19 protein-coding genes are annotated in these 23754 nt (G+C 45.4%); 8 read left to right on the top strand and 11 right to left on the bottom strand.

Annotated features, from left to right (window positions below):
• Positions 1-134: 134 nt before the first annotated feature.
• Positions 135-1148: a glutamine synthetase beta-grasp domain-containing protein gene (locus MR764_RS19755; RefSeq protein WP_247981185.1), complete on the bottom strand. Its 1014-nt coding sequence runs from the start codon at positions 1146-1148 to the stop codon at positions 135-137.
• A gap of 562 nt (positions 1149-1710) precedes the next feature.
• Between MR764_RS19755 and MR764_RS19750 the strand changes: the two genes are divergently transcribed.
• From MR764_RS19750 to MR764_RS19715, 8 genes are all read left to right on the top strand, one after another.
• On the top strand, positions 1711-3126 hold the full coding sequence (locus MR764_RS19750; protein WP_247981184.1) for a TldD/PmbA family protein: 1416 nt from the start codon (positions 1711-1713) through the stop codon (positions 3124-3126).
• Positions 3127-3232: 106 nt separating this feature from the next.
• A complete protein-coding gene (locus MR764_RS19745) occupies positions 3233-4549 on the top strand; it encodes a TldD/PmbA family protein (RefSeq protein WP_247981183.1) in 1317 nt (438 codons plus the stop codon).
• A gap of 186 nt (positions 4550-4735) precedes the next feature.
• Positions 4736-7228 carry a Smr/MutS family protein gene (locus MR764_RS19740; RefSeq protein ID WP_247981182.1) on the top strand — a complete coding sequence of 831 codons (2493 nt, stop codon included), beginning with the start codon at positions 4736-4738 and terminating at the stop codon, positions 7226-7228.
• 14 nt (positions 7229-7242) lie between these two features.
• Positions 7243-7935 (top strand): HAD family hydrolase, encoded by a 693-nt coding sequence (locus MR764_RS19735; RefSeq protein ID WP_247981181.1) that lies wholly within the window; start codon positions 7243-7245, stop codon positions 7933-7935.
• A 51-nt stretch (positions 7936-7986) separates the two neighbouring features.
• The gene (locus MR764_RS19730; protein ID WP_247981180.1) at positions 7987-9852 is read left to right on the top strand and encodes a right-handed parallel beta-helix repeat-containing protein; all 1866 of its coding nucleotides are present in this window, start codon (positions 7987-7989) and stop codon (positions 9850-9852) included.
• Between the two features lie 684 nt (positions 9853-10536).
• Positions 10537-12954, top strand: a complete 2418-nt coding sequence (locus MR764_RS19725) for a prolyl oligopeptidase family serine peptidase (protein WP_247981179.1) — start codon at positions 10537-10539, stop codon at positions 12952-12954.
• Positions 12955-13089: 135 nt separating this feature from the next.
• A complete protein-coding gene (locus MR764_RS19720; RefSeq protein ID WP_247981178.1) occupies positions 13090-14277 on the top strand; it encodes an aldo/keto reductase in 1188 nt (395 codons plus the stop codon).
• A gap of 56 nt (positions 14278-14333) precedes the next feature.
• A complete protein-coding gene (locus MR764_RS19715) occupies positions 14334-15113 on the top strand; it encodes an alpha/beta hydrolase (RefSeq protein ID WP_247981177.1) in 780 nt (259 codons plus the stop codon).
• Between the two features lie 53 nt (positions 15114-15166).
• Here MR764_RS19715 and MR764_RS19710 read toward each other — a convergent pair whose 3' ends face one another.
• From MR764_RS19710 to MR764_RS19665, 10 genes are read right to left on the bottom strand one after another with little or no spacing between them, the layout of a single operon-like run.
• Entirely contained in the window at positions 15167-15673 is a 507-nt protein-coding gene (locus tag MR764_RS19710; RefSeq protein ID WP_247981176.1) for an NAD(P)H-dependent oxidoreductase subunit E, read from the bottom strand.
• Positions 15674-15725: 52 nt separating this feature from the next.
• Complete coding sequence (locus MR764_RS19705; RefSeq protein WP_247981175.1) at positions 15726-17477, bottom strand: NADH-dependent [FeFe] hydrogenase, group A6; 1752 nt, start codon at positions 17475-17477, stop codon at positions 15726-15728.
• Between the two features lie 20 nt (positions 17478-17497).
• Entirely contained in the window at positions 17498-19291 is a 1794-nt protein-coding gene (locus MR764_RS19700; RefSeq protein WP_247981174.1) for an NADH-quinone oxidoreductase subunit NuoF, read from the bottom strand.
• A gap of 14 nt (positions 19292-19305) precedes the next feature.
• Entirely contained in the window at positions 19306-19701 is a 396-nt protein-coding gene (locus MR764_RS19695; protein WP_247981173.1) for a (2Fe-2S) ferredoxin domain-containing protein, read from the bottom strand.
• Positions 19702-19728: 27 nt separating this feature from the next.
• On the bottom strand, positions 19729-20274 hold the full coding sequence (locus MR764_RS19690; protein ID WP_247981172.1) for an ATP-binding protein: 546 nt from the start codon (positions 20272-20274) through the stop codon (positions 19729-19731).
• The gene (locus tag MR764_RS19685) at positions 20271-21011 is read right to left on the bottom strand and encodes a PHP domain-containing protein (RefSeq protein WP_247981171.1); all 741 of its coding nucleotides are present in this window, start codon (positions 21009-21011) and stop codon (positions 20271-20273) included. Before MR764_RS19685 ends, MR764_RS19690 begins: the two co-directional genes overlap by 4 nt.
• A gap of 1 nt (position 21012) precedes the next feature.
• Positions 21013-21378 carry a DRTGG domain-containing protein gene (locus MR764_RS19680; RefSeq protein WP_247981170.1) on the bottom strand — a complete coding sequence of 122 codons (366 nt, stop codon included), beginning with the start codon at positions 21376-21378 and terminating at the stop codon, positions 21013-21015.
• Entirely contained in the window at positions 21335-22702 is a 1368-nt protein-coding gene (locus MR764_RS19675) for a [Fe-Fe] hydrogenase large subunit C-terminal domain-containing protein (protein WP_247981169.1), read from the bottom strand. The genes MR764_RS19680 and MR764_RS19675 overlap by 44 nt, the downstream gene beginning before the upstream one ends.
• A 24-nt stretch (positions 22703-22726) precedes the next feature.
• The gene (locus MR764_RS19670) at positions 22727-23131 is read right to left on the bottom strand and encodes an ATP-binding protein (RefSeq protein WP_247981168.1); all 405 of its coding nucleotides are present in this window, start codon (positions 23129-23131) and stop codon (positions 22727-22729) included.
• A 7-nt stretch (positions 23132-23138) separates the two neighbouring features.
• Positions 23139-23483 carry a hypothetical protein gene (locus MR764_RS19665; protein ID WP_247981167.1) on the bottom strand — a complete coding sequence of 115 codons (345 nt, stop codon included), beginning with the start codon at positions 23481-23483 and terminating at the stop codon, positions 23139-23141.
• Positions 23484-23754: the final 271 nt, after the last annotated feature.

Raw genomic sequence — 23754 nt, 5'->3', positions numbered from 1 at the left:
ACAAACAAGATACCATTAAAATTAAAAGCTATAAAAGAACAGACCGTTTCAAAGCTAGCTTTGAAACGGTCTGTGAATCTATTAACTTAGTCCAATAATCTGTAACGCTTATTTAGGACTAGTCAAATATAAACTTAAACGATTGCTTTTTTTGTTGTTTTGATAATAACAGCCGCAATTTTATACGGGTCGCCATTAGAAGCAGGACGACGGTCTTCCAAACGACCTCTCCAACCCGCTTCAATTGTTCCAACAGGAATACGAATAGAAGCGCCGCGGTCAGAAACACCATAGCTGAAATCAGTAATAGCAGCAGTTTCGTGCTTACCAGTCAAACGCTGATCGTTGTATGCACCGTAAACTGAGATATGTTCTGTAATGTGTTTTCCGAATTCTTCACAAATTGCAGTGAAGACTTTTTCATCGCCACAAGTTCTCATTAAACCGTTAGAGAAGTTGGCGTGCATACCAGAACCGTTCCAGTCAAGTTCTTTACCCAGTGGTTTTGGATGCCATTCTACGTCAACACCATATTTTTCAGCAGTACGCTCCAACAGGAAACGAGCCATCCAAATCTGGTCTCCGGCGCTGTGTGCACCTTTGGCAAAAATCTGGAATTCCCATTGTCCGGCAGCTACTTCTGCGTTGATACCTTCAACATTCAAACCAGCTTCCAAACAAAGATCAAAATGCTCTTCCACGATCTGACGGCCAAAAGCTTTAGAACCACCTACTCCACAATAGTAAGGTCCTTGTGGAAGCGGGAAACCACCAGCAGGGAAACCTAGCGGAAGACGAGTTTGCGGATCATACAGGAAATATTCCTGCTCGAAACCGAACCAGAAATCTTCGTCCTCTTCTTCGATGTGAGCACGACCGTTTGTAGCATGAGGCGTTCCATCTGCATTCAATACTTCAGTCAACACCAAATATGCATTTTTGCGATCAGGATCAGGACAAATAAATACCGGTTTCAACAAAAGGTCAGAAGAACCACCTGCAGCCTGATTAGTTGAAGAACCGTCGAATGACCACTCCGGGCAATCTTCCAACTTACCGCTGAAGTTTTCTGCAACACGGGTTTTTGCTCTCAGCTGCTGAGTTGGTACAGTACCGTCCAGCCAAATGTATTCCAACTTTGATTTCATAGTGTAATAAATTATTTTAAATTATGGATGATCTATAACTGTTCAGCACAAAAATATGATTAAATGAAATCAGTTATCGTCGTTTTATATCATTTTGTATAGAATTAATACAAAATTTACATTAAAAATAGATTTTTGACAACACCCCTCCAACTTTTTGCCACCTACCACCCAAAACTAATGTTTCTTTTACGATCCACCACAAATTAAAATAGGATATTTTATTTTCAATCTATTATTTTTAATACTACACCCCATTTTTTACCACCCTAGCCCATTTACAAGTCCTTTTTCTTCAAAATAAAAAAACAGTCCGAAGGCATCCATTTCACGATTTTTATCACACACCGGAAAAAACGAGAGGCAAAATCGGGCCAACTTGTAACAAATCGTCGCGACAGCATACAAATCAGTTGTTTTCGGGATCAAAAATCACTTAAAATAAACCGCTATGAATGTGGACCGACGAAGTTTTATCAAAACAAGTGGTATGTTTGCAGCAGGGGGTGTCATGCTTCCCACATTTTTGCAATCGTGCCATAACGAACAAATTTCAGCGAACGTGAAAAGTTATTTAGACCATTTTGAGGTGTCTGCCGAAATGCTGCAGAAAGTAATTGCAGCAGCCATGAGCAAAGGAGGCCATTATGCCGACCTTTATTTTGAACACAAAATTACCAACAGCATCTCGCTGGAAGACGGAAAAGTAAACCGAGCCTATTCCAATGTCGATTTTGGTGTAGGAATCCGGGTACTAAAAGGCGACCAAACCGGTTTTGCCTATTCCGAAAACATCAGCATGGAAGATATGCTGAAAGCAGCAAAGCTGGCAGCCAATATTGCTGACCAACCGACAGATTTTACTCCGGTTGGTATAAATGAAAAAGCGCCGGCAGATTTCTACCGTATTTCAAAACAATGGACCGATATTACCATTCAGGACAAAGTGCCATTTGTACAAAAAATAAACGATAAGGTTTTTAGCCTCGACGAAAAGGTAAGCAAAGTAAATGCTTTCCTGGGTGATGAAACTTCGTATGTGTTGTTTTACAACTCGGAAGGACGACTGACCTACGACTACCGCCCGATGATGCGTTTGGGAGCAGTGTGTGTGATGGAAAAAGACGGACAGATCGAAAATTCGTACGCCGCCCGTTCTTTCCGCTCCGGGTTTGAAGTTATGACCGACCAGCTGGTGGACGAAATTGCCAACGAAGCGATTGAAAAAACCAATATTCTTTTTGAAGCCGGCAAACCGAAAGCAGGTGAAATGCCCGTAGTACTTGGCGCCGGAGGTTCGGGAATTTTGCTTCATGAAGCGATTGGGCACACTTTTGAAGCCGATTTTAACCGCAAGGGAACCTCTATTTTCAGCGATAAGTTTGGCAAAAAAGTAGCCGAAAATTTTATCAATATTATCGACGACGGAACACTGCCTTACGACCGTGGCGCCATCAATATTGACGATGAAGGCAACGACGTACAGAAAACCTACCTGGTAAAAGACGGTATCCTGAACAGTTACATTCACGACCGGATTAGTGCGCAATATTACGGAGTGGAACCAACCGGAAACGGTCGGCGCGAATCGTTCCGCCACATGCCATTGCCACGTATGCGTTCAACCTACATGGAAAACGGACCACATACCGTTGACGATATTCTGTCGCAGGTGGATTACGGTGTTTATGTGGATAATTTCAGCAACGGCGAGGTAAAAATCGGTGCTGGTGATTTTACCTTCTTTGTGAAATCAGGCTATATCATCGAAAAAGGAAAACTCACCCGCCCGATCAAAGACATCAACATTGTCGGAAACGGGCCGCAGGCTTTGGCCGACATTACCATGGCCGCCAACGATTACAAAAACGACAGTGGCACCTGGACCTGCGGGAAAGACGGACAATCTGTTCCGGTTACACTGGGACTGCCAACTGTTCTGGTAAAGAAAATGACGGTAGGTGGCACCAATGCCTAATTTATTAAGAGTTCAGTGTTTAAGTTCAACGTGCGAGCTATTCAAAGTAAGAATTCAACTGTTTCCTCAACTTGCTTCCTGAAGCCCGCGGCTAAAAACTAAAAAAATGACTAAAGAAGAAAAATATAATCTCGCCAAATGGGCCATGAACCATGCCCTGGAGAACGGTGCCCAACAGGTAAGCGTAACCATTGCCAACAGCGTTAGCAGCAGCGTGGAGGTACGCGAGCAAAAAATCGACAAACTGGAACAAGCTATCCAAAGCGGCCTTTCGATTCGTCTTTTTGTGGATGGCAGATATTCGGCACATTCCACCAGCCGTCTGAAAAAAGAAGAGCTGGCACATTTTATTGAAGAAGCAATTGCCGGCACACGCTTTCTTTCGGAAGACGAATTCAGAACATTACCCGATCCGGAACTCTACTACAAAGGCGGAGGCGAGAACCTGGAATTGCTGGACACAGATTTTGAGAAGATCGATCCGCAGGAAAAAATAAAACTGGCTTTTGACGCTGAAAGTGAAGTGTTCGGAAAAGACGAACGGCTAATTTCGGTTTCGGCCAGTTATTACGACAGTAAAAACGAACGCGTAATGGTTACCAGTAACGGATTTGAAGGCGACTCGGCCAATTCGGTATTTGGCATTTACACATCGGTATCGGTAAAAGGTGGCGACGCACGCCCCGAAGGTGGCTGGAACGAAAGCGCCATTCAATACGCTAACCTAAAAAAAGAGGGAGCCGGGAGTATTGCGCTGGAAAAAGCGCTGAGTAAAATCGGGCAGCAAAAGATAAAATCGGGCACCATGCCCATGATCGTTGAGAACCGCCAGGTCGGACGCCTGTTCGGGCCGTTGATCAATGCGCTGAGTGGAGCCGAAATTCAGCAAAAGAATTCTTTCCTCATCGACAAGTTAAACGAAAAGGTAGTTTCCGAAAAGCTTACCTTAACCGACGATCCGTTTATTTTAGGAGGTCGCGGTTCGCGTTTATTTGACGGCGAAGGACTGGCTACTCAAAAACGTACGATATTCGACAAAGGTGTTCTGAAAACCTATTACATCGATACCTATTACGGGAAAAAGCTGGAAATGGCTCCAACCAGCGGCAGTACCACCAACCTTGTTTTTGAAACAGGCGACAAGGACCTTCAGGGCCTGATCGCCTCGGTGGAAAAAGGGATTTTTGTTACCGGGTTTAACGGAGGTAACAGCAACGGCACTTCCGGCGATTTTTCGTATGGAATTGAAGGTTTCCTGATTGAAAACGGTAAAATCACAAAACCGGTGGCCGAAATGAATATCACCGGAAACATGCTCCAGTTATGGTCGGGCATTGGTGAAATCGGCAAGGATGTAAACCTCAATTCATCCTGGAGAACTCCTTCTATTCTTTTTGAACAGGTTGATTTTAGCGGCTTATAACAAAAAGAGAAGGTAAAAACGTTCTCTTTTCGACCTATAGAGAGGCCCTATGCTTGTAATACATAGGGCCTCTCCCTACAAATTCATTCAGAACGATTCTCCGACTACTAATCACTGCACTTAATGCTCCGAATACTGAACCCTGAACTTTGAACTTTCATCTCTGAACTGTATTTTTGCGGGGCAATGAACAACGTTTATCCACATAATTTTGAGGCGAAAATCGGTTTCGACCGCATCCGCGAGATGTTACATGCCAAATGTATCAGCACCATGGGTAACGAGTGGGTGGACGAAATGCATTTCCAGACCTCGCACGAAGTCCTTTTGCAGCAACTGGGCGAGACTGAAGAGTTTTGCCGCATTGTGCGCGAGTACGACAATTTCCCGGCCGGGCATTATTACGACCTGCGGGCAGCGCTGCAAAAGATCCGCATCGAAGGCCGTTTCCTGGAGCCCCAGGAACTGTTCGACCTGAAACGCTCGCTCGAAGCCGTGCGTGCCATCGTTACTTTTTTCAGCAAACAGGAGGAAGCGGTTTTTCCGCTCTTGAAGCAAAAAACCGCCAACGTACAGGTGTTCCCCTATATTTACGACCGCATCGACACGATCGTGAATAAATTCGGGAAGATCCGCGACAACGCCTCACCGGAGCTGGCGCAGATTCGCCGCAGCATTTTCAACATGCAAAACAACATGTCGAAACGGCTGCAAAGCATTCTGAAACAGGCGCAAAAAGACGGTTGGGTGGAAGACGACGCTTCGGTATCGATCCGCGACGGGCGGGCAGTGATTCCGGTTCCGGCAGCCAACAAACGCAAGCTGAAAGGCATTGTGTACGACGAATCGGCTACCGGAAAAACTTCGTACATTGAGCCATCGGAGATTGTGGAGATGAACAATGAGATTCGCGAACTGGAATATGCCGAACGCCGCGAGATCATCCGCATTCTTACCGAATTCTCGAACGACATCCGCCCCTACCTCACCGAGCTGGCGTATTCGTACGACTTTCTGGGTGAGATCGATTTTATCAGGGCCAAAGCCTTGCTGGCCGTCGAATTCGATGCACAACGTCCCGACTTTCGCGACGAGCCGATCATTGAATGGTACCACGCCATTCATCCGCTCTTGCTGAAAACGCTTCAAAAGGAAAAACGACAAATTGTTCCGCTCGACATTAAACTCACGGGAGAAGAACATATTTTGCTGATCTCGGGGCCCAACGCCGGGGGAAAATCGGTGTGTCTGAAAACCACCGGCCTCTTGCAGTACATGCTGCAGTGCGGTTTGCTGATCCCGGTAAACGACGGCAGCAAAACCGGTATTTTTGATCAGCTGTTTATCGATATCGGCGATGAGCAGTCGCTCGAAAACGACCTGAGTACCTACAGTTCGCACCTGATGAATATGAAGCATTTTGTGCGCAACTGCAACGAAAAAACACTGGTATTGATCGACGAATTCGGAACCGGTACCGAACCGATGCTGGGGGGCGCCATTGCCGAGTCGATCCTCGACAAGCTGAACCAGCAGCGCACCTTTGGTGTGATTACCACGCACTACACCAACCTCAAGCATTTTGCTTCGTCGGCTGATGGAATTGTAAACGGCGCCATGCTCTACGATTCGCACCAGATGAACCCGCTTTTCAAGCTGGAGATCGGGAAACCCGGCAGTTCGTTTGCTTTTGAAATTGCGCGAAAAATCGGGCTTCCGGAAGAAATACTGGAGAAAGCCACCGAAAAGATCGGGCAGGATCACATCGATTTCGACCGCAACCTGCGGCAGATCGACCGCGACAAACGCTACTGGGAAACCAAACGGATGAAGATCCGCAAGGTGGAAAAAATACTCGACGACACGGCCGAAAGTTACCAGAGCGAGCTGGAAGAAATACAGAAACAACGCAAGGAGATCCTGAAAAAAGCAAAGGAAGAAGCCGATGCTTTGCTGAAGGATGTGAACAAACGGATTGAGAACACCATCCGCGAAATAAAAAATGCGCAGGCCGACAAGGAGAAAACCCGGCAAATGCGCGAAGACCTGGAAGGGCTGAAAAAAGAAGTGGGGAAAAAATCGGCCAGTGACGATCAACAGCTCGCCGGCAAACTTTCGAAGCTTCAGCGCCGGGAAGAAGAGCGCAACAAACGCCGCCCCGAGGAATCGAAAAAACCGATTCAGAAAGAAAAGCTGGAAGAGCGGATCGAGATGCGCCCCGGAGATAAAGTCCGCATCAAAGGGCAGGATACCATTGGCGACCTCATCGAAGTAAACGAGAAAAATGCGATTGTGGCTTTTGGCCAGCTGATGACGACCATTCCGCGTAAAAACGTGGAGCGCATCAGTAACAACGAAGCCAAAAAGATCGACAAAAAACGTTACGGCAAGCCTTCGGTGTTGGGCGAGAATTTTTCGGAACGCCGTCTTTCTTTTAAGCCCGATATCGATGTCCGTGGCAAACGGGTAGATGAAGCCATTTCAAAAATTACCGAATTTATCGACGAAGCCATTATGTTTGAAGTCGGGCAACTGCGTATCCTTCACGGGAAAGGCCACGGCATTCTGAAAGAAACCATCCGCGAATACCTGCGTGCCGAGCCCATGGTGCGCAGTTACAAAGACGAGCATGTGGATTTTGGCGGTTCCGGCATTACGGTGGTTAACCTGGCGCTGTAAAACCTTTTCAACAAATGAAAAAGAACTTCAAAGTAATTGCTTTTGATGCCGACGATACCCTTTGGGTAAACGAGACCTTTTTTCGCGAAACCGAAGAAAAGTTTTGTGCTTTGTTGTCCGAATTCAGTACATCGGATGAAACCATGGAGGTACTTTTTGCCACTGAAATAAACAACCTGGATGAGTACGGCTACGGCACCAAAGGCTTTGTGCTTTCGATGATCGAAACTGCGCTGAAAATTACCGGGAACAAAGTGCCGCCGAAAATACTGGAGCAGATTATTAAACTGGGGAAAACACAAATCAATCAGCCGGTAGAATTGCTGGATGGTGTAATTGATACGCTGGAGTACCTGAAATCCAAAAGCTACAAGTTAATTGTGGCAACCAAAGGCGATTTGCTCGACCAGGAGCGAAAACTGGAAAAATCGAAACTGGAAAAATATTTTCATCATGTGGAAGTGATGAGCAACAAAAGACCGGCCGATTACCAAAAACTGCTCAGCCACCTCGAAATCGAGGCTGAAGATTTTCTGATGATCGGAAATTCCTACAAGTCGGATATTGAACCGGTACTTCAGCTGGGAGGCTTTGGTATTCACATTCCCTTTCACATTACCTGGATTCACGAACAAACCCAGGAAGAAACCAAACACCCCAACTGGGTAAAACTGCAGCACATCGCCGGGCTTAAAAATATGCTGTAATCCGTTATTCCTTAGCGGCGGGATTATTATCTTGCAACAAATATCAAAAAAATGAAGACAAGCCTATTCCTTCTTATCCTTGCAGTACTGTTTAGTTTTACTCAGCCTGCCACCGCTGTCGATACTCCAAACGACACCCTTTATATTCATTTAAGGGATTACGGCTTATATAAAACCAGGGATAGAGATGCGGTTAAATACATCAACGAAGCGCTGAAGGATATTCAGGGGGATCAGCCAAAAGTATTGTTGTTTAGTCCGGGAGAATACCATTTTTATCCCTACGAGTGCACCAAAAAAACCTATTTCGAATCGAATACTTCCGACATCAATCCCAAGGCTTGTGCCTTTCTATTTGAAAAGGTAAAGAACCTTACCATCGACGGCCGTGGGGCTACGCTTATCTTTCACGATCAGATGCAACCTTTTACTTTCGACAATTGCCAAAACATTGTATTGAAAAATCTGCGAATTGACTGGGAATACCCGCTGATTGCACAAGGCAAGGTTATGAAAGTCACCGATCAGTACATCGAATTATCGATCAACCAAAAAGAAGTAGACTACCGGATTGAAAACGATAAACTCTATTTTCCGGAAGGCGAAAACCTGAATCCCTGGAACAGCACCATGGAATTTGATAACGAAGGCCGTTACGTGGTACCGCAAACCGGCGACCGTGGTTGTTTGGGCAGTAACTGGCGCGACTACAGGGCAGTAGCCACCATGCCTGGAATCCTCCGATTATACAACAATTTCGAAAGAAAACCCAAAACCGGAAACTTCCTGGTGATGCGCTTTGCCAGCCGCGCTCATTCGGGAGTATTTATTACCGATTCGAAAAATATTACCGTTCAGAATTTATTTCTTTTTCATGCCACAGGTCTGGGTATTCTGGCGCAGTTTAGCGAAGATCTTACTTTCGATCAGTACCGCGCCATTCCGAACCTGGCACGCAACCATTATTTTGGCGGCGGCGACGACGGCCTGCAGGTATCCAATTGTAAAGGATTGATAAAGGTTACCAACTGCGAATTTGCGGGTCTGATGGATGATCCGATCAATGTTCACGGCACCAGCGTTCAGGTACAGGAAATTATGGAGGGCAACAAATTGAAATGCAAATTTATGCACAACCAGAGCTCCGGAATGGTGTGGGGGCACAAAGGCGACCGGATTAGCTTTATCGAAAACGAACGAATGAACTCCATTGGATCAGGCGAAGTGGTGGCGTTCCAACCCCTGAGTAAAGATTTTTTTGTACTGACTTTTTCGAAACCCGTTCCCAAAACACTGGAGGTAGGCGATGCACTGGAAAATTTGACATGGTCGCCCGATGTGGAGATTACCCACAGCCAGTTTAAGAGCTGCCGCGCGCGTGGTTTGCTGGTTTCTACTCCAGGAAAAGTGGTGATTGAAAACAACAACTTTGAATCGAGTGGCAGTGCCATCCTGATTGCGGGAGATGCCAATGGCTGGTTTGAATCGGGTGCGGTGAAAGATGTAACCATCCGCAACAACACCTTTGGAGAATTGTGCAACACCAGCTCCTACCAGTTTTGCGAAGCGATTATTTCGGTTTATCCCATAATCCCAAAACTGGATGAAGCAACTCCCTGTTTTCACCGGAACATAAAAATTGAGAACAATCGCTTTCATCCTTTTGACTACCCGGTGCTGTTTGCCCGTTCGGTGGATGGAATCACATTCAACAAAAACGAATTATTCCGCAGCTACACATTTGAGCCTTACCACGCACGGCAATACACCTTTACCTTCGAATATTGCAAAAACGTGCAAATCAGAAACAACCAGTTTTCAAATGATCTCCTCGGAAAAAATATACTGCTCAAGAAAACAGCTGTATCGGAATTGGACTCTGATGTTTCAGACACCTTTGACATAGAAAAACTTTAGGCAAAAACAGGGAACATCCCGGCATTTGACCTGCGAAAGAAAGCAGATTGAACAATTGTACGCATAATTGCCTCCAACGAATGTTATTGCGGGTAAGACCGAATAGGAACTATTTAAAAACAGAATAAATTACCGGCGGAAAGGTTACCTTTTGAAGATTCGCAGAACTTTATAATGTAAGGACGCAAACTCAATTTAATTTAAAATTATTTACCAGCAAAGTTGTAGAAGCTTTGTGGTGGCGCTTTTTGAAGTAGAACCCAAAATAAAAAACCGTTCGAGGCCGAACGGTTTTTTTATTTTACTCGGGTAGAACGTAGTGACGCTTTTTAAAAGATGATTGATATTTACAAACCCTAAATCTAAAACCAACCAATTTGTAGAAGTCGTTCTCCCTTGTTATTCTTTGTCGCTTGCCACACGAAACGCAACTACCAGACCAAAAATCATATCTAATTGATTTAATGAGCATTACGGACATGCCAAACTTTTCATCCTTCCCATAATGGGAAATTCATTCCTCCATTGAACCACATAAGATGCAATAATTGAATTCCATATACAGAGATAAAAACGGTTTTTCGGCTAGCTTAAACTACCCGATGAATCCTAAGGATGAACCATTTCATCCAATGTTTTTTATACATTCGTAAAATAGACACCAATTTAAATCGATACAATTCTATGAGAAAAGCTGCTTTTATTGTCTTCGCTGTTGCGGCCATCGTAAGTAACACTTTCGCACAGGTAGATCTCACCTACCAGAAACCGCCAAAAGAAATCCTCGAACTGGTTGATGCTCCCGGGGTGCCAACTCCAATTTTTGACTACAAAAATGAAAACATTGTTCTGCTGAACAAAAGCCGTTTTAAAAGCATTGCCGAGCTGTCGGAAACAGAAATGCGCCTGGCCGGGCTGCGTATAAATCCGGTAACCAACATTGGCAGCCGAACCAGTTACTACACCAACATCTCGCTGATGAAAGTGGGAGAACCGGATGAACTAGCCGTTTCCGGCCTTCCGGAACAACCGGCTATGGCCAATTTCAGCTGGTCGCCCGACCAAAGCAAAATGGCTTTTACTCAAACCACTTCAACAGGTGTTGAATTATGGCTGCTCGATATTGCAACTGCCACCTGCAAAAAACTAACCGATGCCAGACTTAACGCCAACCTGGGAACGCCCTTCGAATGGTTCGAAAGCAGCGACCGATTGCTTGTGAAATTCATTCCCGACGACCGGCAACCCTTAATCGACAAAACAACCGCCGTACCAATAGGCCCGAGCGTTTCGGTAAGCGACGGCACCAAAGCCCAAAACCGCACCTACCAGGATCTTTTAAAAGACAAAGCCGACGAATTTAATTTTGAACAGCTGGTTCGTTCCACGTTATACACAGTTGATCTGAATGGGGCAAAAGCATTCTGGAAAGAAACAGCGATGTACTCCGACTGCAGTTTTTCTCCGGATGGAAAATATATCCTGGTGGAAACGCTTCAAAAACCATTTTCCTACCTTGTTACTTCAGAGCGGTTTCCGCAAAAAACGGTGATTTACGACCAGACCGGAAATGAAATCAAAGTAGTTCGCAACGTGCCGCTTGAAGAAGTGCGCCCCCAGGGATTTATGGCCACCACAAAAGAAATCAGAAGTTTACGCTGGCGCACCGATAAACCTGCAGAACTGTACTATGTAAAAGCGCTTGACGAGGGGGATCCGGCAAACGAAGTGGATTTCAGAGATGAAGTATTTACATTGAACGCTCCTTTTGACGGAGCACCTGTTTCGATATTGAAAACAAAGCAACGTTACATCGGAATTACCTGGGGAAACGACGAAACAGCGATTGCCTATGACCGCTGGTGGAACACCCGCAATGTGAAAACCTATCTTTTTAATCCGTCCGATCCGACACAGGAGCCTGAAATTCTTTTCGACCGAAACGAGAATGACTACTACAACGATCCGGGAAACTTTGTTACTGACAGAAACGAACTGGGAAAATACACGCTAACCATCAACAAAAACAAAGTTTACCTCACCGGCAATGGTTATTCTCCCGAAGGGATCAGACCTTTCTTTGATGAATTTGACCTGAAAACAAAAGAAAACAATCGCTTATGGCGGGCTGATGGAAAAGAAACACTGGAATACATCTCAAAAGTGCTGGATGCCAAAAACGGGGAACTGCTAACTCGTGTTGAAGCGAGCACAACCTTTCCCAATTATTACATCCGTAACTTAAAAAAACGAATTGCTCCGGTTCAGATCACCTTCTTTAAAAATCCGATCGAAAGCCTCAACGGAATTTATAAGGAAGTCATTACTTACAAACGCGACGACGGAATCGAGTTATCGGGCACGCTTTATTTACCCGAGGGATATGACCGGGAGAAAAAAGAAAAACTACCGATGATCCTTTGGGCCTATCCGCGCGAATACAAAGACAAATCCACAGCGGGCCAGGTTACCTCATCGCCGCACACCTTTACTTATCCGGGTTACGGATCGGTTATTTTCTGGGTGACACAGGGATATGCCATCCTGGACGGCGCTGCTTTCCCGATTGTTGGCGAAGGCGATAAGGAACCCAACGATACCTTTATCAAACAACTGGTGGCAAACGGTAAAGCAGCCATCGATGCAGTTGACGAACGGGGTTACATCGACCGCAACCGGGTGGCTGTTGGAGGTCATTCGTATGGCGCTTTTATGACCGCGAATCTTCTCTCCCACTCCGACCTTTTTGCCGCAGGAATTGCAAGAAGTGGCGCTTACAACCGCACTCTCACGCCTTTTGGTTTCCAAAGCGAAGAACGGACGTACTGGGAAGCGCCGGATGTTTACTACAACATGTCGCCGTTTATGCATGCCGATCAGATGAAAACACCGCTTTTACTGATTCATGGCGAAGCCGACAACAATGCAGGAACTTATCCCCTGCAAAGCGAACGCTATTTCAATGCTTTAAAAGGATTGGGAGCCACCGTTCGTCTGGTTATTTTGCCCAAAGAAAGTCATGGCTATGCCGCCCGCGAATCGATTCTCCACATGCTCTGGGAGCAAAATGAATGGCTGACTAAATATGTAAAAAACAAATAACAGTAAGACCTGGAAATATTCCGGGTCTTATTTTTTTCAACACCTACAATAAGAGAACGTTAAGCCAAACAATTTTTGCCGGCGCCTGTTAAGCTCTTTTGAGCGTATTAAAGAGCTTTGTTGAAAATTTTGCTTATGGCAACAATTCTGAATCAAAAAGAGGGAATGGAATACCGGCGTTTCGGTAAAACCGAAGAAAACCTGAGTGTAATTACACTTGGAGGAATGCGTTTTAAACATGGCACAGAAGATCCGCGAAACGAAATTCCGAAAGATACGCTGGAACAATGTCTGAATACTGTCCGCCTTGCTTTCGATGCGGGGATCAATCATATTGAAACGGCCTGGGGTTACAAAAAAAGTGAAACCGTTTACGGAAAGGTATTGAACCAGGAACTCGCTGTACCCCGTGATTCCTACCTGCTGATGACCAAGGGAAATCCACTCACCGCTGAAGACACACGTAAGTTAGTTGAAAACCAGCTGAAGGATCTCCAAACCGATTATTTCGATTTTTACGGATGGCACGGGATGAATACCGCCGGATTGTTTGAACAAAGCTGCAAACCGGGTGGCGCAGTGGAGGAGTTGCTTAAAATGAAAGAGGAAGGCATTATCCGGCACGTGGGCTTTAGTACCCATGCACCACTCGAAGTAATTATCCGGACCATAGAATCAGGATTGTTTGAGTTTGTGAATCTCCATTACTATTATTTCGACCAGCGCAACCTGGCGGCTGTAAACATGGCTCAGATCAACGACTTGGGCGTTTTTATTATCTCGCCCAACGACAAGGGAGGACAACTTTTTAAAGCTCCCGAAAAAGTAAGAAACGCAACAGCTCCCCTGACTCCGATTCAATGGAACGCCCGGTTTTGTTTGCAGAATCCGGCCATACACACGCTTTCTTTTGGAATGAATGAAAGCGAACACTTCGACGAAATGAAAGGCATTTTTCCCTGTGTAGTTCCCTGGTCGAGGCAGGAACAAAAAATAAAGCTGCAACTCGACAGCTTCGTAAGCGACGATCCTTTTGCCAGCTACGACGGCTACGACCTTCAGAATGATCCTTCGGGCATTAACATTCCGCAGGTACTTAGGCTAAGAAAGTTATGGAAATGTTACGACATGAAAGAATATGCAAAGTACCGGTATAAAATTTTCGAACAAAAAGGCCATTGGTTTCCGGGAGTTTTACCAAGTACTGAAAACATAGCCAAAATAGACACATCCCGAATTCCGTCAAACATTCCGCTAAAGGAAATGCTGGCTGAAACTCACCGCGAATTATTTGTACCTCAGTATAAATTTGCCGGCAATTAACATTATTCAACAATTCGCACTGATGGTCGTTTTTAAATAAATTCTACATTTGTGGCATGTTGTACCATAAAGTATTCCGACATAAGACTTCGCAAACGTGGGTGGTGTTCATCCACGGAGCAGGAGGAAGCAACGTTGTTTGGTTCAGACAACTGCGTGAATTCAAAAAGCACTTTAACGTGTTGTTGGTGGATTTGCGTGGGCACGGACGATCAAAAAAAGAATATACTCAGGCAGAAATATACCAATTTGATGAGATTGCTTTGGACGTGATCAAAACAATGGATCATCTCCAGATTGAAAAAGCACATTTGGTTGGCATTTCAATGGGTTGCATTGTGATCCGCGCCATGGATAAACTGGCTCCCGGACGGGCTGAGTCCATCATTTTGGGAGGCGCCGTTATTCAGTTCAACTCCAGAATAAAAGTTTTGCTGAACACAGCTAAAATACTGAGTTCAATCGTTCCGTACATGTGGTTGTATAAAATCAATGCATGGATACTGATTCCTTACAAAAAAGATATTGAATCGCGCAAACTGTTTATTAAAGAAGCGGTTCGCTTGGGTGAAAAGGAATTTCGAAAATGGCTTCGGATGTCATCCGAAATCAAACAAAATCTGCAGGAATTTCTGATCAAGGAAGCTTCAGCTCCGGTACTTTACATCATGGGCGACCGCGACCATATGTTTCTGCCAATGGTATCGAACCTGGTAAAGAAACATTTTAACTCGAAGCTCGAAGTGATCCGCAACAGCGGTCATGTGTGCAACATCGACCAGCCCGATATTTTCAACGAACATTCCATCCGGTTTATCAAAAGCATTTCAGGATAAAAAAAATCCCTCCGGCGAACCGAAGGGACTATCATCATTATCTGTATTTTGCTTTAAGCTGTTTTGCTGTCGGCGGAGCAACCATCGCGGTATTCGGCGATGATCTTTTTCACATCCGACGGAGCTACGCGGCCGAAAACCTTCTCGCCCACCGTAACAACGGGTGCAAGCCCGCAGGCGCCCACACAACGCAGACAGTTGATCGAGAATTTACCATCTTCGGTAGATTCGCCCACTTCCACTTTGAGCTGACGTTTAAATTCGTTCAGCACCTGTTCGGCACCACGAACGTAACACGCTGTTCCCATACAAATGGAAATCGGGTTTTCCCCCTGCGGAATCATGGTAAAAAAGCTGTAAAACGTAACTACACCGTATACTTTGGCCACCGAAGTTTTTAACTCTTTGGCAATCACTTCCTGCACTTCAGCAGGCAGGTACCCCAGTTTTCCCTGTACCCGGTGCAAAACGTTAATCAGTTCGTTTTCCTTGTTTTCAAACTCAGCACAAATCGTTTTAATGAGTTCGATGGTATGTTCTGCTAATTTTATTTTTGGCATTTTCTGTGATTTTAAAATTAAAGCATTAAATCATTCCCGCATTCATGCATTGCTATGTCCTGTCAAAATACTCAGTATGCAACAGATGATGCGCTTTCTCACTCATTGGTTTTCCTAAAAACTCTTCGTAGAGCTTAGTGATATATGGATTCAGATGTGATTTCCGAATGGTTTTGTTCCGGTCTTCGGTATACAAAGCCATCTGGCGTTTTTTCAGCACATCGGCATTTCCGTGATGATATGGCTGACCACCACCGCCAATACATCCGCCGGGACAGCTCATAATTTCGATAGCATGGAACTCGCTTTTCCCGGCCTGAATATCTTCCAGCAGTTTACGGGCATTGCCAAGTCCGTGTGCAATACCGATTTTAATGGGTAACCCGTCAAAATCAATGGTCGCTTCACGAATGCCTTCCATTCCGCGTAGTTCTTCAAAATCGAGACGGGGAAGTTCTTTCTGTGTATGAACCTCGTAAGCCGTACGAACTGCAGCTTCGATCACGCCTCCTGTTGTACCGAAAATAACACCTGCACCACTCGATTCACCCATCGGATTATCAAAATCCTCGTTGGGCAGCGATTTGAAATCGATGCTCGACAATTTTATCAGTGCTCCCAGTTCGCGCGTGGTGAGTGCATGATCCACATCGGGATTGTCGTTGGTTTTGAACTCGTCGCGACCGCATTCATATTTTTTGGCCACACACGGCATAATGGAAACCACCACCAGGTCTTCGCGTTTAATGCCCAGTTTATCGGCAAAATACGTTTTGGCAATAGCACCAAACATTTGCTGAGGAGAACGGGCAGTTGAAGGAATATCTTTCATTTCGGGGAACTGGTGTTCGAAGAATTTCACCCAGGCCGGACAGCAGGAAGTCAGGATCGGCAACTTCACATCGGGGTCACCTGAAAGATGCTTTTGAAGCCTGCTCAGCAATTCCGTTCCTTCTTCCATAATGGTAAGGTCGGCGGCAAAGTCGGTATCAAAAACATAATCGAAACCAAGGCGTTTCAACGCAGCAACCATTTTCCCGGTTACCAGTGTTCCCGATTCCATTCCAAACTCCTCACCCAGTGCAGCACGCACAGCCGGTGCAGTTTGAACGATCACCGTTTTGGTAGGATCAGAAAGGGCGCGTATCACTTTTCCGGTTTCATCGACTTCTGTTAATGCGCCGGTCGGACAAACAGCCACACACTGACCACAATAGGTACAAACCGAATGGTCGAGGTTCATTTCGAAAGCCGGTGAAACGACCGACTCAAATCCACGGTTAATGGCAGAAAGCACTCCTACTGTCTGTACTTCGCTACACATGGTCTCGCAACGGCGGCACATGATACATTTGTCCACCTCGCGAATAATGGCCGGTGAAGTATCTTCGCGGTAAGTTGACTGTTCGCCCTGGTAACGAATTTCGCGGATTCCAAGGTTGTGCGCCATATCCTGCAGGTCGCAGTTTCCCGATTTGGCACAGATTAAACAGTCAAAAGGATGGTCGGAAAGAATAAGTTCCATCACCGTACGACGGGCATTGATCACACGCATCGAATGCGTATTGACTTCCATCCCTTCATTTGCTTCGGTGCAACAGGCCGGAGCCAAATTACGACGTCCGTTTACCTCTACCACACAAATGCGGCAACCTCCGGGTTTATTTTCAATATTCAGATCTTCCAGTTTCATGTGGCAAAGCGTAGGAATATCGATGCCGATACCCGACGCCGCCTCCAGAATTGTGGTGCCTTTTTTCACCACAACAGGTTTATGATCGATTGTAAGATTTATTGTATCCATAATTATTCAGAGTTTCCGGGTTAGCTAATTGTAATCGCGTTGAACTTACATTTTTCGAAACATACACCGCATTTGATACACAAGTTGTGATCGATGTAATGTGGCTGACGGCGTTCACCCGAAATGGCTCCCACCGGACAATTTCGGAAACACAAGGTACACCCGGTACAGGCATCTTCCAGAATATCGTAACGCACCAGCGATTTGCACTGCCCCGCCGGACATTTCGCATCCAGAACGTGGGCCAGGTATTCTTTTTCGAAATTATGAATGGTTGAAAGTACCGGATTTGGAGAAGTCTGCCCCAAACCACAAAGTGCAGTGTCTTTGATGACCACACTCAACTCTTTCAATTTTTCAATGTCTTCAATTTCGCCTTTCCCGCGGGTAATTTTATCGAGAATTTCGTAAAGCCGTTTGTTACCGACGCGGCATGGCGTGCATTTTCCGCACGATTCTTCCAGGGTAAAGTCGAGATAGAATTTGGCAATGGAAACCATACAGTCGTCTTCGTCCATCACAATCATCCCGCCCGATCCCATCATCGAACCGGCAGCAAGCAGGTTATCGTAATCGATCGGGATATCCAAATGTTCCTGTGTCAAACAGCCACCCGACGGGCCACCGGTTTGAACCGCTTTAAATTTTTTCCCGTTTTTGATTCCGCCACCGATGTCGTAGATCACTTCACGCAGAGTTGTTCCCATTGGAACCTCGATCAAACCAACGTTATTGATCTTTCCGGCCAGTGCGAACACTTTTGTTCCTTTCGATTTTTCGCTGCCAATGCTGCTAAACCAGGCGGCTCCTTTGTTGATGATCACCGGAATATTGGCAAAGGTCTCTACGTTGTTGACGTTGGTAGGTTTGCCCATATAACCAGAAACCGATGGGAACGGTGGTTTGAATGTCGGTTCGCCGCGCAAGCCTTCCATCGAATGAATCAACGCCGTTTCTTCGCCGCAAACAAAAGCTCCGGCACCGTAACGCAATTCCACTCTGAAATTAAAACCTGTTCCCAAAATATCGTCTCCGATTAAACCGTATTCTTCAGCCTGTTTGATCGCTACTTTCAATCGTTGAATGGCCAGCGGATACTCTGCACGAATGTACACCAAACCGGTATCGGCGCCAATGCAATAGCCACAAATCGCCATGGCTTCGAGTACAGCATGAGGGTCACCCTCGAGGATAGAACGGTCCATAAATGCACCGGGGTCGCCCTCATCGGCATTACACACCACATACTTTTGGTCATTCTCCACATTCTTGGTAATCTCCCATTTCAATCCGGTGGGGAAACCGCCGCCGCCTCTGCCCCGCAGTCCCGAATCTTTCACCTCCTTAATAACTTCGTCCGGAGTCAATTCGGTAAGACATTTACCCAATGCCTGATAACCATCGCGGGCAATGTATTCATCAATATTTTCAGGGTTGATAAAACCACAGTTCTTCAAGGCAATGCGGATCTGCTTTTTGTAGAAATCCATCCCTTTCGAGTCGGGAACATGCTTAGCGGTTTTAGGATCGGTGTATAACAAATGTTCCACCGGCCGTCCTTTTACCACGTGCTCTTCAACAATCTCAACCGCATCGTGAGGAGTAACGTGAACATAGAAGGTATTGTCGGGAAGAACTTTAATAATGGGGCCCTTTTCGCAAAAACCAAAACAACCGGTCGATACCACCTGGACTTCATCTTCCAGCTTCAGGCTTTCGATCACCCGGTTTAGTTCTTTTTTTATTTCATCGCTTTCTGAGGCCTTACATCCTGTACCGCCGCATATTAGCAGATGCATTTTGTAATCGGTCATAGTTTCAGTTTTGATTAGTCGTCAATGGTTTTAAAATTTACCGGAATGATTCCGTCCACCAGCTCGCCACGTTTAATGTAGCTGTCGATGATTTCGTGTACTTTTTCTTTGGTAACGTGTCCAAACACCACCGGATCTTTTTTCGGAAGTGTTACTTCCACCGTTGGCTCGGCGTAGCAATAGCCCATGCAGCCGGTTTGAGTAACCACTGCGTCGATGGCTTCCTGTTCGAGCTCTTCCACAAAATATTTCATTGTATCTTTTGCTCCCGAAGCGATACCACAGGTAGCCATACCTACCTTAACCTGTACCACTTGCTCCGGGTGGTCGCTGTTCTCGCGGAGCTTTATCTTCGTCTGTACCTCTTCCTTCATTTTGCGGAGGTCAGCCAGTGATTTGATTTTTCCCATGTTGTTGCGGTTATAAATTGTTCTCTATTATGTTGCCTCAATTTCCTTGAGGTTGGTTTTTATCAATTCAATAATTCCTTCTCTTATCTCTTTTTGCTGAAGAGAAGCATCGCCTAAAACTTCTTTTATTTCATCCGAACTAAAACGGAACGTGCCTGTTTCTGTTTGATGTGTGTAAATCAACTCCCCTTTGTCGTAACTCAGAAGCATCAGGTACAAGGTATTCCAGATATCGCCCAGTGGTGGCTTGTCGATGTTCGACAGTTTAAATGCCGCCAGCAGGTTGGTTCCCTTTCCGGGCGCCGATTCCAGACTAAAAAAGCCTCCGGTAGCCTCGGCATTGTGCTTTAGTAATGGCAGTCCCAATCCCACCTTTCTTGTTTTCCGCGATGTAAAGAACGGATCGGTTGCACGGCAAAGCGTTTCCTCGTCCATCCCGCAACCGTTATCGTTGATTTTCAATGAACAAATGTCCTTTTTTTTGTTCTCTTCAACTATGATTTCAATCAAGGTTGCTCCGGCGCTCACCGAATTCTGAACAATATCCATTATGTGATCAGAAAGTGTTCTCATAGAGCTTCTACGTAACGGTTGTTTTGCCGGTTCAGCGCCATTTTTATTTCGTTAAAATTTAGTTCTTCCAAATAAAACGACGAAAAATTTCGCCCGATATCCTCGGGAAAATGTGCATCCGAATTGTACACCAGTGTTACGTCGTTTGCAATGTTATATCGTTCGCGAATAAGAGCGGATTTTGTTTGTCCGGTAATTTCAAGTGCATCGAAACGAAGCCTTGGTGGCAGAAATCCCAACTGCGAAAACAATCCGTTCAGCGGCCGGTTAACATGTGCCGGAATAAAAATCCCGTTTAGCGCATCTACCTTTTTCTGAATTTCGGAAATCCCTTTTTTCAAGGCCGAGGTAAGGTAGTAGGGAATCATTTCCAGAATATTTTCATCGGCATCCACCACCGGCTGGTATCCAAAGTGTCCATCTTTATTGGGAATGCGCTGAATGTTTTCTTCAAGATAGGTCTGAAATTCCGCCAAGTCACTTTTGTTTTCAAAAAAGGCCAGGCAATGTACTTCTTCTTTGGTGGTAACTTCGGCGCCGGTAAGCACAAAAATTCCTTCCTTTTCGGCCAGTTCCTTTACCAGCCAGGCATTCCTGGTTGAATTATGATCGGCGATTCCGATAATCGAAAGTCCGGCTTCTTTTGATTTCTGCACAATATTCACAGGCGACATTTCCACATCGGCACAAGGCGATAAAACGGTGTGTATATGTAGATCGGCCCGGAACTGCTGCATTTTACTGGTTTAATACATTGAAAAGTTTTCCCGCAATTTCGAAAGTGTTCAGTGTGGTACCGAGCACCGGAATACCTTCTTCGTTGCTGTGTTCCAGCGTATCTTCTTCGGGTTCATGCCCTTTAACCAGAATTACCGCGGCCAGGTCTTTTAACGAGGCAATGGCCATCACATTCTGATGGGTTTGCAGGGTGATCCAGACATCGCCCTCGCCGGCATTTCCCATTACATCGCTCAGCAGGTCGGAAACGTAGCCGCCCGTTATTTCGCGGTCAAGTCCCGCTTCACCTGAAAATACTTTTAATCCGAATTTTTCAACTAAATCAGAAACCTTCATTTCTACCTCCTCTTTTATTACAGTCTGCATCAAATCTGTTTTTGCCCCAGGCTTTTTCAAGATTTTTGGTAGCCCTGGCCAGTGTAAGTTTATTTTCGTTTAAATACCTGTTTTGCAGAAAAACACAATCCGACATTTTGGCTTTGCCCTGCACCATATCTTCGGCCAGTGCGTGGCAATTGGGTGCACCGCAGCCTCCACAGTCAATTCCGGGAAGCTGACACAAGATACGTTGCATTTTCTCCATTTTCTCGAGCGCTTTCATCCGGTCGGGATCCAATGCAAAAACATAATCGGGCTGAATGGGATTGATTTTGAGTCGTTCTTTTAACTCTTCAACGTTGTAATCGGTAATCGTACTGGGTTTGGCCACCGGGTAACGTTTGGCCCTTTTTTGCAACCGTTCCACCGTAAGGAAACGGTTTCCGGTAAGCAAAATTCCTCCTGCACAACCCTGGTGGCACGATTTCAGCTCCAGGAAATCGAGTTCCGGGACATCCTCATTTTCCATGCGTTCCAGAATTTTCACAACGTTGTGAATGCCGTCAACGGCCATCGATTTGCGTTTAAAATGACGGGCTTCGCCACGTGGCAGGCTCCACAAAATTCCGTCGCGGGTAAGCTGATCGCGGCAACACGAAGTATCTGCTTCTTCGTTTTTTGAAATCACTTTCATGATCAGCGTATAGAGATCGTTCATATTGATCAGTCCGTCAACAATCGATTCCTTCTCCCCCAGCGGACGTTTTATCGCTGCCATTTTTGCTGAACAGGGTGATATATAAAAAATCCCAATCTCTTCCCTGCTGGCTCCTTCTTTCTTCAACAATTCAAGTGCGTGTTCTGCCGCCAGGTCGTGTGGAGCTTTTATTAAAACCACATTATCGATCAGCGAAGGATACTTGTAGCGAATCAAGCGGACAATGGCCGGGCAAAACGACGAAATCAATGGTTTCGACTCTGCCGCATCCACCTGTTCCCGAATACTGTCGATCAGCAACTGAATGGGTTGCTCTACTTCAAAAATATGGGTAAATCCCAGTTTAAGCAGCGCTTCATAAATGCTTCCTTCTGTATAAATCTCAGGAAACTGTCCGATCATTACAGCCGGAAACAGCACCACACGATATTTAAATTTCCGGAGTTGATCCAGGCCGTCGTGATCCACATAAAATGCATCGACCGGGCAAACACGCAAACAGTTACCGCAATCCACACAACGATCCGGATTTATCTGGGCCACCCCGGCCCTAATCCTGATCGCTTCTGTAGGACAAGCTTTCATGCAATGGGTACAGCCCATGCACTTGTCGGCATTGACTTTTATCGCGTGATATTTTTGAAGTTTATCCATCCTCCTGCGTTTTAATCCTTCATCCTAAAACTCATTTTTGAACCAAACAGTAGTTCCTACTCCCCACTCACTTGTAATCTTCAGTTCATCCGTATTCTTACGAATGTTGGGCAAGCCCATTCCGGCTCCAAATCCCATATCGCGCACAGCTTTTGTAGCCGTTGAAAATCCTTCCTGCATAGCCTGCTCAATGTCTTTTATACCCGGGCCATTATCAGTCAGTGTAACTTCAATACTGTTCTCTTTGAAAAGAGCAGTCATTTTTCCACCCACCGAATGCGCGACCACGTTCACCTCGGCTTCATAAATGGCCACAACAATGCGCTTGATGATTTTCGGGTCGATGTGCAACTGTTTGAGCACCTTTTTAATCTGGCTAGAAGCTCGTCCTGCCTGTTTAAAATCACCACTTGCTATGTCAAATTCCATTTTCATATCAATACACCGGTAACAGTCCGTTTTCGTACAATATTCCACTTGCTTTGAAAATGGAATAGGGCGTTTCGAGCAGCACCAGTCCCACTTCGTTGGCTAAATCTATCATTTCCTTTGTTGCCCGTTTGTTTCGGGCAAGCAACATCACTTCGATGTCCGCCATTTCGGCCGTACGAATCAGTTGAACATTAGCCAGTCCTGTAATAAGCAAAATATGTTCTTCGTCCAGGGTCAAAACATCACTCATCAGGTCTGAACTAAAAGCCTTTGTCAGATTATGCGATTCAATGTTTTTACCCGCCACCAATCGTGCGTTTGTTAAATTGATTATTTCTGAAAGTTTCACCTGCCTGTAATCGGTTAAATACTCAATGGATTTCGTTGCAAATATAAGCTGTGGTAAGCTGATAAAGATTACTTTGAGGGCTTTCTGACGGAATTTATAATGATTAAAAACAACGGGCTGTTTTAAAAGCTTTTTAATTTATGTAATTGTCTCGTCCTGAAATAGCGTTACACAAAAAGTAGCGTTATGAAAGAAATCAATCATTCACAGTACGTTAAGCGTACACAGAAGGACTATTCGATGTCCTTTAAATTGCAAGTTGTCACTGAGA

Source organism: Maribellus sp. YY47, from assembly GCF_023111095.1.
GTDB lineage: Bacteria > Bacteroidota > Bacteroidia > Bacteroidales > Prolixibacteraceae > Draconibacterium.
Note: the sequence above shows the minus strand (reverse complement) of the source record. Positions and strands in the feature narration are given on the sequence as shown.

What these genes read in the sequence shown, in the direction of transcription:
- MR764_RS19755 (WP_247981185.1), bottom strand. Translation starts at nt 1,148, where the DNA reads ATGAAATCAAAGTTGGAATACATTTGGCTGGACGGTACTGTACCAACT.
- MR764_RS19745 (WP_247981183.1), top strand. Translation starts at nt 3,233, where the DNA reads ATGACTAAAGAAGAAAAATATAATCTCGCCAAATGGGCCATGAACCAT.
- MR764_RS19740 (WP_247981182.1), top strand. Translation starts at nt 4,736, where the DNA reads ATGAACAACGTTTATCCACATAATTTTGAGGCGAAAATCGGTTTCGAC.
- MR764_RS19735 (WP_247981181.1), top strand. Translation starts at nt 7,243, where the DNA reads ATGAAAAAGAACTTCAAAGTAATTGCTTTTGATGCCGACGATACCCTT.
- MR764_RS19730 (WP_247981180.1), top strand. Translation starts at nt 7,987, where the DNA reads ATGAAGACAAGCCTATTCCTTCTTATCCTTGCAGTACTGTTTAGTTTT.
- MR764_RS19725 (WP_247981179.1), top strand. Translation starts at nt 10,537, where the DNA reads ATGAGAAAAGCTGCTTTTATTGTCTTCGCTGTTGCGGCCATCGTAAGT.
- MR764_RS19720 (WP_247981178.1), top strand. Translation starts at nt 13,090, where the DNA reads ATGGCAACAATTCTGAATCAAAAAGAGGGAATGGAATACCGGCGTTTC.
- MR764_RS19715 (WP_247981177.1), top strand. Translation starts at nt 14,334, where the DNA reads ATGTTGTACCATAAAGTATTCCGACATAAGACTTCGCAAACGTGGGTG.
- MR764_RS19710 (WP_247981176.1), bottom strand. Translation starts at nt 15,673, where the DNA reads ATGCCAAAAATAAAATTAGCAGAACATACCATCGAACTCATTAAAACG.
- MR764_RS19705 (WP_247981175.1), bottom strand. Translation starts at nt 17,477, where the DNA reads ATGGATACAATAAATCTTACAATCGATCATAAACCTGTTGTGGTGAAA.
- MR764_RS19700 (WP_247981174.1), bottom strand. Translation starts at nt 19,291, where the DNA reads ATGACCGATTACAAAATGCATCTGCTAATATGCGGCGGTACAGGATGT.
- MR764_RS19695 (WP_247981173.1), bottom strand. Translation starts at nt 19,701, where the DNA reads ATGGGAAAAATCAAATCACTGGCTGACCTCCGCAAAATGAAGGAAGAG.
- MR764_RS19690 (WP_247981172.1), bottom strand. Translation starts at nt 20,274, where the DNA reads ATGAGAACACTTTCTGATCACATAATGGATATTGTTCAGAATTCGGTG.
- MR764_RS19685 (WP_247981171.1), bottom strand. Translation starts at nt 21,011, where the DNA reads ATGCAGCAGTTCCGGGCCGATCTACATATACACACCGTTTTATCGCCT.
- MR764_RS19680 (WP_247981170.1), bottom strand. Translation starts at nt 21,378, where the DNA reads ATGCAGACTGTAATAAAAGAGGAGGTAGAAATGAAGGTTTCTGATTTA.
- MR764_RS19675 (WP_247981169.1), bottom strand. Translation starts at nt 22,702, where the DNA reads ATGGATAAACTTCAAAAATATCACGCGATAAAAGTCAATGCCGACAAG.
- MR764_RS19670 (WP_247981168.1), bottom strand. Translation starts at nt 23,131, where the DNA reads ATGGAATTTGACATAGCAAGTGGTGATTTTAAACAGGCAGGACGAGCT.